Genomic DNA, 13,414 nt, shown 5'->3' with positions numbered 1-13,414 from the left:
GGCTACAGGACCTCCACGGGCACCGAGAGCGTCTTCTGCTGCCGAGCGCACAGTTGCTCCGAGCAGATGAAGAACGTGAGCTTCGCCTCCACCCGGCCCTTGCCCACGGCGTCGGCCTTGAACGGCACCTCGAAGCGCGGATCCACGAACGTCTGACCCGCCGCCTTCTTCGCCACCGAGTCCTTCAGCGCCAGCTTGTCCTGCGCCGGCACCACGCCCGTCCCCTTGAGCTCCAGCTTCAACGGGGCCTCGTCCGACACGTGCGCGCCCGCCTTGCTCTTGATGGCGAGCACGAACACCCCCGACTGCCCCGCCTTCACCTGCGCGGAGGACCCCCCGGTGCTCACCTCGTACAGCGTGGCCGGGTCCACCTGCTCCTCGGCACGGGCGGGCGAGCAGGCGAGCGCCAACAGGGCGGCGGCCAGGGTCGTGATGTGTCGGATATGGGGCATGGCTCTTCCTCCGGAATGCGGAACCGCCCCTATATCACCGGCTCTTCCGCCGCTGGCGACCTCTTTGGGCCCTCAGGCCCGCGGCCGAGAGGCCCGCTTGCGCCGGGGAGGGACCGCCGCCGGGGCCCGCTCGGGCGCGCCGATCGCCGGGGCCCCCGTCGCCAGTTGCTCGGCCCGCTCGATGATGGTGCCCGCGAGGTCCAGACCCGTGGCCGATTCCATCTCCGGCAGCGCCGGGGAGCTGTTGACCTCGAAGACCTTGGGGTGTCCCTCCTCCACGTCGAGCAGATCCACCCCCGCGACCTCCAACCCCACCAGCACGGCCGTCTTCTCCGCCGCCTCGCGCTGGGAGTCGGTCAGCTCCAGCCGCTCCAGGCGCGCGCCCCGGTTCAGCGTGTATGACATCCGTCCGACCCGAGGCCGACGGCGCACCGCCGCCACCGCCTTGCCTCCCACCACCAACACCCGCACATCCTGCCCGGAGTGTTTCACGTATTGCTGGACGATCAGGTTGTGTCCCAGGCCCAGGATGGCCTCGAGCGCCGCTTCGAGCGATTGCAGGCTCTCGCAGACCATCACCCCGCGCTTCTCCTGGCCCTGCAACAGCTTCACCAGGACCGGCACCCCACCCACCAGGCCCACCATGGCCTTCAAGTCGGCCGCGTCCCGCGCCATCACCGTCGCCGGAATGTCGATGCCGTGCGCCGACAACAACTGCAACGAGCGCATCTTGTTGCGTGACTCGGCGATGGCCCGCGCCGTGTTCACCAGCGCCATGCCCCCCATGGCGAACTGGTTCACCACCGCCAGGCCGTAGTTGTTGATGGATTGCGCGATGCGCGGAATGACCACGTCACACGGCGGCAATCGGCGGCGGCGGTAGTAGAGGTTGGCCCGCCGTCCATCCAGGTGCATCTCCACCCGGACCGGATTGAGCACCCGCACCTGATGCCCTCGCGTGCGCGCGGCCTCGACCAGGCGCTTGGTGGACGAAATGGAGGCGGAGCGCGACAGGATGGTGATCTTCATGGGCGGCCCGGGGGCCGGGCGCAGACATAGCCCCGGCCCCTCACCACGTAAAGCCACCCCGGATCGCTTCTAGCGCCGCTGGACGGCGCGAACCTCGATGTTCACCGGGTTGGACGGCGTGGAGTTCGTGATGCGCTCGCACGTCGTGCCATTGAACGCCACGCCCGCGGGCGTGAGGTTCCAGGTGTTCGCGCCCGGCGCGAGCCGCTCGCCGTTGATGTAGACCACCAGCAGCTCCTCGGAGCTGGGCTGCTCGGAGGCGCTGAAGCTCAGCACGCAGGGCTCGTCCACCGTCACCTTGTCGGTGATCTCCCGCAGCGCGTTCACCAGCTCCGTGCGGTTGGCCGCCTGGTAGAAGCGGCGCTCGCACTTGCCCACCGACGTCTCACACCGGTCGCCCGCGCCGCACTGCGCGTCCGTCGTGCACTCGCGCGCGAAGCCGCCCGCGTCCGCCATGCCGTTGAGCGTCGCCACACCCCGGCGGCCCGACTCGCTGCTCGAGTTGAAGTCCGCGCCGAAGCCGATGACGATGGTCTGGATCTTCTTGGCCTGCAGCGCCTGCACCGCCGCCACCGACGCGTCCGTGTCCAGGCAGCCGATGTCCGGCGCGCCCTCGCAGGAGGCCGTCAGCGTGCAGAAGCACTTGGGGCTCGGGTAGGGGTCCGCGAACTGCGAGTTGCAGTTGGGCAGACCGTCCGTCAGCAGCAGCACGAAGCTCGAGCGGCTGGCCGACTGCAGATCCGCCAGATTGCCCACGTACCGCAGGCTCAGGCTCGTGGGCGTACCGCCCACCGGCACCTGCTCGTTCGTGGTCGAGGAGTTCTTGATGGCCAGCAGCCGGGTCTTCACCTGGTTGGCGTTGGCGACGAGCTGGGTCGCGTCCTCGACGGTGTCCGCGGGCAGGGGCACGCTGAGCGACGACGTCGCGCCACACGAGTCCCCCTGGCTCTGATCCGGGTAGGTCGTGAGCCCGATGCGCGCGATGGAGCCGCTGCTGTCGAGGAAGTCCGACATCGCCGCCTGCAACTCGCTCCAGCGCGTGGGACAGGTCGCCGTGTTGCACGGGTTGGACTCGGAGCCACACAGGCCCCGGCCGGTCGTACAGGCCGGCCGCGACGGATCCACCGGCGCCGTCATGGAGCCGGACGTGTCCACCAGCAACATCAGGTTCGGCTTGCTCGCCTTCGCCGTGACGACCCGGGTCTCGGTCGTCTGGGCGATGGCCAGCGGCTCCACGGGCTCGAAGTCATAGGTCTGGCAGGCCGTGGCGAGCACTCCGCTCAGGGCACTCACCGCCAGGAAGCTCAACAGGCTCAGCTTGGCGCGCATAAGTTGGAATCGCTCCTCGAAAGGGGGGGACACGAGCTCGACTCGCGCCCACACAGGGTCCGGCCCTGAAATCAGGGCGAGGATAGCCTCCTCCACCTTCGCACGGCCAGCCTCAATGCACCGCCTCCCTAAAGAGCGAGAGTGCGTGCGCCGTCCGTCAGTCGCCACAACGACGCGAGCCCCATCACCTCGTCCAGGGTCCCCGTCAACGCCTCGGGCGCGTATCCACAGATTCTTACCGTGGTGTCACACGCCACCAGCCGCGCGCCGAGCTCCCGCGCCTCCGCCAGCATGCGCGCCGGGGCCAGCACTCCCAGTTCGAGCGCCCGCGCGTGCTCCGCGTCCTCGCGCGCGCCCACCGGCTCGCCGAAGCGGCCCTCCACCAGCGCGCGCAGCGCCTCGAAGGCGAAGACGAAGTACACCTGCTCGCCCATCGCCACCGCGGTGATGCCCATCGTCGCCGCCTGGAAGGCGGGCTCGTACGTGGCGTGCTGCAAGAAGAAGAAGACCCGTCCGGCCATGATCCCCCACCCTACACTCCCCACCCGGTCCCGGCCTATAAACCCAGGGCCGTCTCCACCCCCGACCCGAGGCCGCCCATGCGCCCCTCCCCCGCGTCCGCTTCTGGCCGGCCCCTCTCGCTCCCTCCCGCGCCGCGTGTCCTCCTCGGCGCACTCGCCGCGTGGCTCGCCCTCGCCCCCACCCAGGCACCCTCCGCGCAGGAGCCCGCCTCCCCGCCCCCTCAGGACGTATCCCGTCAGGACGATGGGGCGGCGCTCGGGACCGAGACGATGAAGGAGCTCGTCGTGCTCGCCCAGAGTCCCGACGCCGCCGAGGCCCAGCGCATCCGCGCCATCGAGGTCCTCGCCCTGGTGACGCCCCCGGAGGCCACCGAGCACCTCACCCAGCTGCTCCGCACTCCGTCGCTTCCGCCCGCCTTGCGCCTGACCGCCATGGCCTCGCTCCAGCGGCGCGTGGGCGTCGACGCGCTCCCCGCGATCCTCCCCATGCTGGACGACGACAACCCCCAGGTGCGCGCCCCCACCGCCCGGGCCATCGGGCGCATGGGCGGCGCCACGGCCCGGGGCGCCCTGGAGCAACGGCTCGCCCAGGAAGAGCAGCCCGAGGTCCGCGAGGCGCTCCAGCAGGCCCTGAGTGATGTCGAGCCGTGAGCCCTGGGCCCCCGCGCCCCTCGCATCCCCGGGGCGCTTCCATTAGATGAGGCGCATGCGCCCCACCGTCCTCCTCTTCGATATCGACGGCACCCTCATCGACAACGCCGGCTCCGGCCGCCGCTCCATGGATCTCGCCTTCCAGGAGCTCCACCAGCGCCCCGATGCCTGTGAATCCTTCAGCCTGTCCGGCATGACGGATCAGGCCATCGTTCGCAAGGCGCTCGAGATCATCGGCGTGCCGGCCACCCCCGAGGCCATCTCCGCCGTCATCTCCACCTACCTGCGCCACCTCGCCCAGGAAGTGCTCCGGGTGGAGGACGCGCGCTACCGCCTCCACGTCGGCATGCGCGAGGCCGTCGATGCCGCGCTCGCCCGCCCCGGCTTCGCGGTGGGGCTCGGCACCGGCAACGTGCGCGAGGGCGCCCGCATCAAGCTCGAGCGCGTGGGCATCCACGACCGCTTCTCCTTCGGCGGCTTCGGGTGCGACCACGAGAACCGCGTGGAGCTCATCCGCCATGGCGCCCGCAGCGGCGCGGCCCAGCTCGGCGTCCCCCTGGAGGACTGCCGCGTCGTCGTCATCGGCGACACCCCCAAGGACGTCGACGCCGCCAAGGGCATCGGCGCGAGCTGCATCGGCGTGGGCACCGGCCACTTCACCCCCGCGCAGCTCCTGGACGCGGGCGCCACGCACGCCTTCGCGGATTTCACCCACCGCGAAGCGCTCGCCACCCTGCTCGGCGAGGCCTGAGACGCCCTCGGATATGCTATCTCCGGCCGTCCCGCCCGGCCCCGGAGGAGCCTCCCGCCCATGTCGCTGTCCACGCTCGAAGCCTACGATCTCGTCCGTTTCGCCGAGGCCTTCGACTCGAGACTGGCCAGCGCCGAGGAGCTGCTCGCCGGCCGTCCGGGCCTGGAGCGCGAGAAGGAATGGCTCGCCACGGCCCTGAGGCTGCTGCGCGCCGAGCGGGCCCCGGCCCAGGCCATCCTGGACAAGGTGCGTGACCTGCCCGAGCTCGAGGAGGTGCGCGAGGAGTTCGCCTACACCCAGCAGAACGCCTGGGTGGACGCCCTGGAGAAGGTGCACGCCGGCATCACCTTCTGCGCGAGCAGCCGCGCCCCCGTCATCGAGGCGCTCTTTCCCCACCTCAAGTTCCCCCAGCTGCGCCGCGCCTCCCGCGACGCGCTCCAGGAGTTCGTCTCCGGCTACGAGCGCCGGCTCAAGTCCTCCTACGTCTCGCGCATCCTCGCCCGCGAGGACTTCGCCTTCGTGCGCCCCGTGCTGGAGCAGGTCGCCACCGCCTACGCCCAGTGGCAGTCCTGCTTCGTCCCCGTGCAGCTGCCCCACGAGCAGGCCGCGCCCCTGCGCGCGGAGCTCATCGCGCTCGGCAAGCGCCTGGACCTCGCCCTGCGCCAGGCGCGCTCCCTCGCCGAGGCTGCCCTCGCGCCCCTGACCGAGGCCTTCGAGAACTCCGGCCTCGCCAGCAAGCCCCGCCGCCGCGCCGCCCGCGGACTGCCGCTCGGCGAGACCGTGGACGTGCCCGACAGCGAGCTGCCCGAGCCCTCCGCCGAGGCGCTCGACGCGCCCCCGCCCTCCACGTCCGAGGAGCCGAGCGCGGCGGAGCTGGCCGAACTCGCGGCGCTCGCCGGGTCCACTTCCGAGCCGCTGCCCGAGGCCCCCGCCGCGCCCTCCGAGCCCCTGCCGGCCCCCGTCCAGGCCGAGGCCCCCACGCCCGAGGCGCCCGGGGCGTCCGAGCCCGCCGTCGAGGCCCCTGCCGCCGAGGAGGGCAAGCCCGCGAAGCCGGCGGGCAAGCGCGGCCGCAAGAAGGCCGAGGCCAAGTCCTCTACTCCGGAGTCGACCTGAGCGCGGAGGCCCCAGGCCCCTGTTATGGAGAAACCGGCCATGGCCGACGTCGCCCTTCCCATTGATCCGCTCCTGCCGCAGCTCGTCAGCACGCTGCGCGCCTCGTCCTCGCTCGTGCTGGAGGCCCCTCCGGGCGCCGGCAAGACGACCCGCGTGCCCCGCGCCCTGCTCGAGGCGGGCCTGGGCCAGGGCAAGGAGATCGTCGTCCTGCAGCCCCGGCGACTGCCCACCCGGCTCGCCGCCAATCGCGTGTCCGAGGAGATCGGCGAGCGCGTGGGCGAGACCGTGGGCTACCAGGTGCGCTTCGAGGACGTGCGCGGCCCCAAGACGCGGCTGTCCTTCGTCACCGAGGGCGTGCTCGGCCGCCGCCTGCTGTCCGACCCCACCCTGCGCGATGTCTCCGTGGTGGTGCTCGACGAGTTCCACGAGCGCCACCTGTCCGCGGACATCTCGCTCGCGCTCTTGCGCCGGCTCCAGATGGGCCCCCGGCCCGACCTGAAGGTCGTGGTGATGTCCGCCACGCTCGAGGCCGCCCCCATCAGCGCCTACCTCGGCGGCTGCCCCACCCTGCGCTCCGAGGGCCGGCGCTTCGACGTGAGCGTCGAGTACCTGCCCGCCCCCGACGAGCGCTACCTCGACGCCCAGGTGCTCTCCGGCATCAAGCGCCTGCACGCCAACGGCCTGGATGGCGACGTGCTCGTGTTCCTGCCGGGCGCGGGGGAGATCCGCCGGGCGCGCGACGCCTGCGCCGAGTTCGCCGAGCGCCATGACATCGAGCTGTTGCCCCTGCACGGTGACCTGAGCCCCGCCGAGCAAGACCGGGCCGTGCGCAAGAGCTCGCGCCGGAAGATCATCCTCTCCACCAACGTGGCCGAGACGTCCGTCACCATCGACGGGGTGGCGGCCGTCATCGACAGTGGCCTGGCGCGCGTGGCCTCGCACTCGCCCTGGTCCGGCCTGCCCATCCTCAAGCTCGCCAAGGTGAGCCGCGCCAGCGCCACCCAGCGCGCGGGCCGCGCCGGCCGTACCCGCTCCGGCCACTGCCTGCGGCTCTACACCCAGCACGACTTCGACGGCCGGCCCGAGCAGGACGCCCCCGAAATCCGCCGAATGGACCTGGCCGAGACGGTGCTCTCCCTGCGCGCCTCGGGCATCCACGACCTGGGCGCCTTCCCCTTCTTCGAGCCGCCGCCCGCCGCGTCACTCGAGGCCGCGGAGGGCCTCTTGCGCCGTCTGGGCGCCGTGTCCGCCGAGGGCCGGGTGACGGACGTGGGCCAGCGGCTGCTCCGCTTCCCCCTGCACCCGCGCCAGGCGCGCATCATCGTCGAGGGCGAGCGGCGGGGCGTGGGCGCCGACTCGGCCCTGCTGGCCGCGCTCGTGGGAGAGCGGGACATCCGCCGGGAGGCCCGCACCCAGATGTCCGGACCCGGCCGGGCCGCCCAGGTCGTGGCCGGTCCGTCCGACCTGCTGGAGCTGCTCGAGCGCTTCCGCCAGGCCGAGCGCGCCCAGTTCGCCTCGGGCCGCGTGCAGTCCCTGTCCCTGGAGGCCGGCGCCGTGCAGGCGGTGGACCGGGTCCAGCGCCAACTGCGGCGCGCCGTGCGGGAACAGGGCGCCCGGCCCGCCACGCCCGAGGCCGTGGAGCAGGCGCTGATGCTCAGCGTGCTCGCCGGCTATCCGGACCGGGTGGCCCGCCGCCGCAAGCCCCGCGCCCCCGAGGTGCTGCTCTTCGGCGGCGGCACCGCGCAGCTCTCGGAGACGAGCGCGGTGCAGGAGGCCGAGCTCATGGTCGCCGTGGACGTCGAGGAGCGCCCGGGACGGGGCGCCATCGTCCGGCTCGCCAGCACCGTGGAGCCCGAGTGGCTGCTCGACCTGTACCCCGACGCCCTCGAGGAGCTGGACACCCTGCGCTGGAACGCCGAGGCCCGGCGCGTGGAGCGCATCACCCGGCTGTCCTACGGCAACCTCGTCCTCGAGGAGACCCGCGCGCCCGCGCCACCCTCGGAAGAGGCCGCGCGCGTGCTCGTGGAGCAGGCCCTGGCCGCCGGACCGGGGCGCTTCGCGAACCCGGAGGCCCTGCAGAACTGGCGCACCCGGGTGGCCCTGCTCACCCAGGCCTTCCCCGAGGCGGGCTTTCCCACGGTGGATGACGCCTTCATGCGCGATGCGCTCGCGTCCCTGTGTGTCGGCGCCCGGAGCTTCGCGGACCTGGAGGGCGTGTCCCTGCTCGACGCGCTCCAGGCCCGGCTCACCAAGGAGCAGGCCCGGCTGCTCGCCCAGCACACCCCGGAGAAGGTGGCCCTGCCCGGCGGCCGTCAGGCCCAGGTCAACTACGAGCCGGGCAAGCCGCCCTGGGTCGAGTCCCGGCTCCAGGACTTCTTCGGCATGGCGCAGGGGCCCAGCGTGTGCGCCGGACGCGTGCCGCTCGTGCTGCACCTGCTGGCGCCCAACATGCGCGCCGTGCAGGTCACCACGGACCTGGCCGGCTTCTGGGAGCGGCACTACCCGGCCCTGCGCAAGGAGCTGTGCCGCAAGTACCCCCGGCACAGCTGGCCCGAGGATCCGCGCCACGCCCAGACGCCCGCCGAGCGCGGCCGACGCATCTGACGACCCCCGCGCGAGCGGGCGTTAGAAGCGCTTGCGCATCTCCAGGTGGTCGATGCCCGCCTCGTCGAAGACCTCGCCGACCGGCGTGTAGCCCTGCTTCTTGTAGAACTCGAGCGCGTAGAGCTGCGAGTGCAGCACCACGCCGTCGCACCGGCGCTCGCGCGCCTCGGTCTCCAGCGCCTCGAGCAGCCGCGAGCCCACGCGCGCCTTGCGGTGCGACTGGAGCACCGCCATGCGGCCGATCTTCCCCCACCGCCCCGTCTCGCCGGGAGGGGGCTCGGAGGTCATCACCATGCGCCCCGTGCCAATGGCGTGACCGCCCTGGAAGGCCAGCACGTGGTAGGCCATGGCGTCGTCCGCATCGCGCTCGATGCCCTCGGGGACGTGCTGCTCCTCGATGAACACCACCTCGCGGATGGCGAGCGACTGGAAGAGTTCGGCCTCGGTCTTGATCTGCGAAATAACGACCGGCTGGGGGGTGTCCGGGTTCGACATGACGCCGGTCAAGGTACACAAAACCCGGCGGCGCAGACAGGCGAAAAGGCAGCCCCGCCCGTGAAGTTTCCCGCCAGCCGAGGGGCCCTGCCCCCGCCGCCCGACCCGCATTGTCCCCGAGGACGACAGGGCCCGTGCTACCCTCGTCCCGATGCGCTCCGCCCTGCTCGCCCTCGCCCTCGGCTTCTCCGCGCTCCCCGCCGCCGCCCAACCGGAGGTCATCTTCGGTTCCGGCTCGGACGTGCCCAACATCAAGGAGGAGGACTTCGACCGCCGCTTCCTCAAGACGGGCTTCTACCAGGGCCTGTCCCAGGGCACGAACGACCCGGGCTGCGCGCTGCTGGTGGGCGGCATGCTCACGCTGCTCGGCGAGACGGCGCCGCTGCTGCACAAGCGCGACGAGAACTTCTTCCTGGACCCCCAGCTCGTCCAGGCGCTCAACACCCAGCTGAGCACCCCCCGCTTCCAGGCCCAGGCGTACTTCGTGGCCATGGTGCGGCGCGTGCTCATCGACCGCAAGCTGCCGGCCAGCTGGATGCAGACCGCCACCGCCCTGGGCCCGCTGGTGCTCACCATCGACGTGGGCAAGCTGCGCTACCTGTCCGAGGGTCTGCGGCCCATCGACAGCTTCTTCCTCACGCTGCCCGTGCTGCGCGAGCGCTACGACATCGAGGTGCGCCGCGCCAACGCCACCATGGCGCGCGCCGCCGAGAAGACGTTCCGCGAGAACTACCTCGACAAGGAGGTGGCGTTCGGCAACGTGGAGCTCCTGGACGTGGCCATCGAGCAGCCCAAGAAGCCCAAGAAGCGCAAGGGCCAGCCCATCGTCGAGGACGACACGCCCCCCACCGCCGTGGCCCGCATGGTGTGGTACCCGCCGGACCCCAACGCCGGCCAGCTGGAGATCTTCGGCGCGAAGAAGCGCCCCGAGGTGCGCATCAGCGCGCGCCTCGCGCCCGCGCAGTACCTGGACCTGAGCCGCATCCCCAAGGGCAGCCGGCTCATGGTGCGCGGCCGCTTCTGGGCCTTCACCAAGGCGGTGGACGAGGTGGAGCTGCGTGACGCGCTCATCTTCCAGGACCGCGACTGGTCCCAGGGCAACACCCTGGTGGACCCCGCCGCCGTGGCCCAGTGCCGCTTCGCGGTGAACGACTTGATGGGCGCGGCCCCCGCCCAGCCGGGCGCCTTCGGGCAGCCCCGCCGCTAGGGTGTCCCACGGGGGGTCCGGGACGTGGGCCCCCCATCCCGGGCGCGAGAGCCCTGGGTCGGGCCGCGTCCCGCTCCGGGCCCTGGCATGCGCCGTGCTCCGCGTGGAGGACCACCCCCTCCCACGAGGACACATGAAGATCGAGGGTCGTTCCGAGGCCCCTTCCTCCCGGGCTCCCGCGAGTCCGAGGCGATTTCCCCCCCTCCCGAAGCCCGTCCCGCCGGGGACGGACACGCGGCGGCCTCCCACCCCGAGCGGGGCCGCGCGGGCCGCCGTGACGCTCGCGCGGGCCGGGCCCCTCCAGGTGGTCCCCCGGGGCGCGTTCGCCAGCGCCGAGCACCTGGGCCAGGTCCGGCGCGGTGCCAGCGCCGAGGCCCATCGGCTGGGGGACACCCGCGCCGAGGCCCACCAGACACATCAGACCCGGGTGCTCCACCGGCTGGGGGAATTGCTCGCCCACGAGGCGGTCCGGGAGCCCGGAGGCGACCCCGGCCCCACCCCCCTGGCCTCCCGGGGACCGCGCCCCGCCGCTCCGCCGCCCGCCCTGGAGGCCCCGACGGGAGCCCCGAGCCCGGGGAGCGAGGGCCCGGCGGCGTCCCGGAGCGCGGGGGGGACGGACGCCGCGCCGTCGCCGCGGCTCCAGGCCACCCTGGCGCTCATCGAGAAGCTGGAGGTGTTCGTCAAGGCCCAGCGGCCCGCGCTCGCCCTGCACCTGGGGGGCGGCTTCGACGCCACCGTGGAGGTGGAGCGCACGGGCCCGCGCGAGGTCGCCCTGCGCATCCAGGGTCGACACCGCCCCCTGGCCCCGGCGGACCTGGCCCGCCTGCGCGAGGCCCTGGGCGCCCGGGGCCTCGCGCTCAGCGCCCTGTCGAGCACGTGAGGGCGGCACGACGAAGGCCCCGGAGCCAAGGGGCGCCGGGGCCTTCGTGTGGAACACCGCCGCGAACCGCGGGGTCTACTTGCCGGTCCCGGGGGCCGTGCTCAGCTGGGGGCGCTTGCCCTTCTTGTCCTTGAACTCCTCGGCCTCGGGCAGGGCCGCCTTCTTCGCCGCGATGTTGGGCCACTTCGTGGAGAAGTCGGCGTTGAGCTTCTGGTACTCCTTCCACTCCCCGGGCAGCTCCGTCTCCGGGTAGATGGCCTTGGTCGGGCAGACGGGCTCACACGCGCCGCAGTCGATGCACTCGTCCGGGTGGATGACCAGGAAGTTCTCGCCCTCGTAGAAGCAGTTGACGGGGCACACCTCGACACAGTCGGTGTACTTGCACTTGATGCAAGGCTCGGCGACGACATAAGCCATGGAAATAGCTCCTCGTGAGACGGGACCGCGCGGGGCGGCACAGTAATGGGTGGAACGGGGGTTGGCACCCTCAAACTGGCCCCCCTTCTCTACCTCATTCGAGCAGCCCCTGGGCACGCATCAGTTCGGCCACCAGGATGGCTCCCTTGGCCGCTCCCATCTTGGTGTTGTGCGACACCAGGAGGTACTTGATGCCGTTGGGGAGCACCCCGTCCTCGCGCACCCGGCCCACGGTGGTGGCCATGCCGCCGTGGGTGTCGCGATCCAGGCGCGGCTGGGGCCGGAAGGGCTCGTCGAGCACCTCGATCCACCGGGGGGGCGAGGAAGGAAGCGCCCGGGCCACCTCGGCGCCGCGCCACTCGCGCATCGCCGCCACCACCTCCTGCACGGAGGCCTTGCGCTCCAGGGAGACGAAGACGGACTCGGTGTGCCCCTCGAGCACCGCCACCCGGGTGCACGTGCACGACACCTGCACGTCATGGGGGGTGATGACGCCCTGGGCCAGGGTGCCGAGGATCTTCTTGGTCTCCACCTGGACCTTCTCCTCCTCCTTGGGGATGTAGGGAATGACGTTGTCCAGGATGTCCAGGCCGATGACGCCGGGCGAGCGGCCCGCGCCGGACATGGCCTGCATGGACGTCATCAGCACCGAGCGCACGCCGAAGAGCTCGGCCAGCGGCGCCAGGGTGACGGCCAGGCCCGTGGTGGTGCAATTGGGGATGGGGACGATGAAGCCCTTCCAGCCGCGCTGCTTGCGCTGCGCGCGGATGAGCTCCGCGTGGCCCGCGTTCACCGGGGGAATCACGAGCGGCACGTCCGCCTCGTAGCGGTAGGCGCTGGCCGCGGAGAACACGGGGATGTCCCGGGCGAGCCGGGGCTCGAGCTCCTTGGCCACATCCGACTCCACCGCCGAGAAGGCGATGTCGTAGTCGGTGGCGCGCAGCTCCTCGCCGCTCAGCACCTTCATCTTCGCGATGGACTCCGGCAGCGGCTCGGGGACGAACCAGGCGGTCATGCCATTGGCCGCGCGCAGCGCCTCCACGTAGCTCTTGCCCGCGGAACGGGGGGAGGCCGCCAGGCCCGTGAGCTCGATGGAGGGGTGATCCTTGAGCGCCGAGATGAACTGCTGTCCGGCGAGACCGGTGGCGCCGATGAGCACGGCACGAAGCTTGGCCATGGGTGTCCGACTTCCTTCGCGACTGCGGGGATGCGCGTCTTTACACCGTTTCGCGCGTCCACAGCATCTGTCCGCTCACGGGCCCCGCCCCCCTCAGCACGCCTGGGACGCCACGGCCTCGGTGTAGTGCTCCTCGACGGGCAGCCCCTCGGTGAGCCACCCCTGGAGCCCTCCCTCCAGACACACCACCTGCAGCCCATGGCGCTGCAGCAGCCGACACACCCGGTGGGCATCGGAGCCGTCCGGCGAGCACCCGCACACGACGATCAGCTCGTCATCCGGAAGGATCACCAGATCCTGGAGCAGCTCCTCGAAAGGCATCCACAGCGCCCCCGGGATGTGCGCGCCGTAGCGCTCCCAATCGGAAGGGTCGCGGCAATCCAGGACGAGGACTTCCTCGTCCCCCAGCCGCACGAACAACTCCCTACATGCCAGACGGACTTGGGCCACCCGCGACCTCCCAGTCGGGTTATCTGCGGTGGCAACCCAGGGGGCCGGGAATCCCATCCCCACCCCTCCTCGTCCGCTCCTCCCTCAAGGCGGCCGACAGATCGAGCCCTCCCCCCTTCTCGTGCCTTGACCCGGCGTGAACGGCTCCATATAAGGCCGTTCACGGTTCGTGGCGCCATAGCCAAGTGGTAAGGCAAAGGTCTGCAAAACCTTCATTCCCCGGTTCGAATCCGGGTGGCGCCTCTCTCCAGGCCCGATGCGAACTCCGGTTCGTATCGGGCCTTCGTGTTTCTGGCGAAGGCCGCCTGGCCGGACAGCACCCGGCGGCCCGACGCCCG

At 71.9% G+C, this 13,414-nt stretch carries 14 protein-coding genes and 1 tRNA gene; 7 read left to right on the top strand and 8 right to left on the bottom strand.

From position 1 onward, the window contains the following. Positions 1-2: 2 nt before the first annotated feature. The 4 genes from I3V78_RS17855 to I3V78_RS17840 all read right to left on the bottom strand — a co-directional run bounded on the left by I3V78_RS17855 (position 3) and on the right by I3V78_RS17840 (position 3,331). Positions 3-452, bottom strand: coding sequence for a hypothetical protein (locus tag I3V78_RS17855; protein WP_204489682.1), 450 nt, complete (start codon positions 450-452; stop codon positions 3-5). A gap of 72 nt (positions 453-524) precedes the next feature. Beyond that, positions 525-1,481: an ATP-grasp domain-containing protein gene (locus I3V78_RS17850; protein WP_204489681.1), complete on the bottom strand. Its 957-nt coding sequence runs from the start codon at positions 1,479-1,481 to the stop codon at positions 525-527. 69 nt (positions 1,482-1,550) lie between these two features. Beyond that, positions 1,551-2,810: an adventurous gliding motility lipoprotein CglB gene (cglB, locus tag I3V78_RS17845; protein ID WP_204489680.1), complete on the bottom strand. Its 1,260-nt coding sequence runs from the start codon at positions 2,808-2,810 to the stop codon at positions 1,551-1,553. A gap of 128 nt (positions 2,811-2,938) precedes the next feature. Continuing rightward, positions 2,939-3,331, bottom strand: a complete 393-nt coding sequence (locus tag I3V78_RS17840; protein ID WP_204489679.1) for a hypothetical protein — start codon at positions 3,329-3,331, stop codon at positions 2,939-2,941. 270 nt (positions 3,332-3,601) lie between these two features. Between I3V78_RS17840 and I3V78_RS17835 the strand changes: the two genes are divergently transcribed. Genes I3V78_RS17835 through hrpB form a run of 4 tightly spaced genes read left to right on the top strand, consistent with a single transcriptional unit; the run spans position 3,602 to position 8,450 of the window. Beyond that, on the top strand, positions 3,602-3,982 hold the full coding sequence (locus tag I3V78_RS17835) for a HEAT repeat domain-containing protein (protein ID WP_204489678.1): 381 nt from the start codon (positions 3,602-3,604) through the stop codon (positions 3,980-3,982). 46 nt (positions 3,983-4,028) lie between these two features. Then, positions 4,029-4,733: an HAD family hydrolase gene (locus I3V78_RS17830; RefSeq protein WP_204489677.1), complete on the top strand. Its 705-nt coding sequence runs from the start codon at positions 4,029-4,031 to the stop codon at positions 4,731-4,733. A 60-nt stretch (positions 4,734-4,793) separates the two neighbouring features. After that, complete coding sequence (locus I3V78_RS17825) at positions 4,794-5,846, top strand: hypothetical protein (protein ID WP_204489676.1); 1,053 nt, start codon at positions 4,794-4,796, stop codon at positions 5,844-5,846. Positions 5,847-5,885: 39 nt separating this feature from the next. Further along, the gene (gene hrpB, locus I3V78_RS17820; RefSeq protein ID WP_204489675.1) at positions 5,886-8,450 is read left to right on the top strand and encodes an ATP-dependent helicase HrpB; all 2,565 of its coding nucleotides are present in this window, start codon (positions 5,886-5,888) and stop codon (positions 8,448-8,450) included. Between the two features lie 21 nt (positions 8,451-8,471). Here the strand turns inward: hrpB and I3V78_RS17815 are convergent, their stop codons facing one another. Then, positions 8,472-8,945 (bottom strand): GNAT family N-acetyltransferase, encoded by a 474-nt coding sequence (locus I3V78_RS17815; RefSeq protein WP_204489674.1) that lies wholly within the window; start codon positions 8,943-8,945, stop codon positions 8,472-8,474. A gap of 151 nt (positions 8,946-9,096) precedes the next feature. Between I3V78_RS17815 and I3V78_RS17810 the strand changes: the two genes are divergently transcribed. Both I3V78_RS17810 and I3V78_RS17805 read left to right on the top strand, forming a co-directional pair. Further along, positions 9,097-10,152 (top strand): hypothetical protein, encoded by a 1,056-nt coding sequence (locus I3V78_RS17810; protein WP_204489673.1) that lies wholly within the window; start codon positions 9,097-9,099, stop codon positions 10,150-10,152. A 274-nt stretch (positions 10,153-10,426) separates the two neighbouring features. Beyond that, positions 10,427-11,032, top strand: a complete 606-nt coding sequence (locus I3V78_RS17805; protein ID WP_338023642.1) for a hypothetical protein — start codon at positions 10,427-10,429, stop codon at positions 11,030-11,032. A gap of 75 nt (positions 11,033-11,107) precedes the next feature. Here I3V78_RS17805 and fdxA read toward each other — a convergent pair whose 3' ends face one another. From fdxA to I3V78_RS17790, 3 genes are all read right to left on the bottom strand, one after another. Beyond that, the gene (gene fdxA / locus I3V78_RS17800) at positions 11,108-11,449 is read right to left on the bottom strand and encodes a ferredoxin FdxA (protein ID WP_204489671.1); all 342 of its coding nucleotides are present in this window, start codon (positions 11,447-11,449) and stop codon (positions 11,108-11,110) included. A gap of 94 nt (positions 11,450-11,543) precedes the next feature. Then, positions 11,544-12,626 carry an aspartate-semialdehyde dehydrogenase gene (gene asd / locus I3V78_RS17795; protein ID WP_204489670.1) on the bottom strand — a complete coding sequence of 361 codons (1,083 nt, stop codon included), beginning with the start codon at positions 12,624-12,626 and terminating at the stop codon, positions 11,544-11,546. Positions 12,627-12,719: 93 nt separating this feature from the next. Next, entirely contained in the window at positions 12,720-13,040 is a 321-nt protein-coding gene (locus I3V78_RS17790; protein WP_338023640.1) for a rhodanese-like domain-containing protein, read from the bottom strand. A 207-nt stretch (positions 13,041-13,247) separates the two neighbouring features. Between I3V78_RS17790 and I3V78_RS17785 the strand changes: the two genes are divergently transcribed. After that, a tRNA-Cys gene (locus I3V78_RS17785) sits at positions 13,248-13,319 on the top strand. Positions 13,320-13,414: the final 95 nt, after the last annotated feature.

The organism is Archangium primigenium (assembly GCF_016904885.1).
GTDB lineage: Bacteria > Myxococcota > Myxococcia > Myxococcales > Myxococcaceae > Cystobacter > Cystobacter primigenius.
This window is presented reverse-complemented; position numbering and strand designations above follow the sequence as displayed.

Bases quoted from the DNA above. Each gene is read 5' to 3' on its own strand.
- I3V78_RS17810 (WP_204489673.1), top strand. From the start codon at position 9,097: ATGCGCTCCGCCCTGCTCGCCCTCGCCCTCGGCTTCTCCGCGCTCCCC.
- hrpB (WP_204489675.1), top strand. From the start codon at position 5,886: ATGGCCGACGTCGCCCTTCCCATTGATCCGCTCCTGCCGCAGCTCGTC.
- I3V78_RS17830 (WP_204489677.1), top strand. From the start codon at position 4,029: ATGAGGCGCATGCGCCCCACCGTCCTCCTCTTCGATATCGACGGCACC.
- I3V78_RS17835 (WP_204489678.1), top strand. From the start codon at position 3,602: ATGAAGGAGCTCGTCGTGCTCGCCCAGAGTCCCGACGCCGCCGAGGCC.
- I3V78_RS17855 (WP_204489682.1), bottom strand. From the start codon at position 452: ATGCCCCATATCCGACACATCACGACCCTGGCCGCCGCCCTGTTGGCG.
- cglB (WP_204489680.1), bottom strand. From the start codon at position 2,810: ATGCGCGCCAAGCTGAGCCTGTTGAGCTTCCTGGCGGTGAGTGCCCTG.
- I3V78_RS17815 (WP_204489674.1), bottom strand. From the start codon at position 8,945: ATGTCGAACCCGGACACCCCCCAGCCGGTCGTTATTTCGCAGATCAAG.
- I3V78_RS17850 (WP_204489681.1), bottom strand. From the start codon at position 1,481: ATGAAGATCACCATCCTGTCGCGCTCCGCCTCCATTTCGTCCACCAAG.
- asd (WP_204489670.1), bottom strand. From the start codon at position 12,626: ATGGCCAAGCTTCGTGCCGTGCTCATCGGCGCCACCGGTCTCGCCGGA.
- I3V78_RS17825 (WP_204489676.1), top strand. From the start codon at position 4,794: ATGTCGCTGTCCACGCTCGAAGCCTACGATCTCGTCCGTTTCGCCGAG.
- fdxA (WP_204489671.1), bottom strand. From the start codon at position 11,449: ATGGCTTATGTCGTCGCCGAGCCTTGCATCAAGTGCAAGTACACCGAC.
- I3V78_RS17840 (WP_204489679.1), bottom strand. From the start codon at position 3,331: ATGGCCGGACGGGTCTTCTTCTTCTTGCAGCACGCCACGTACGAGCCC.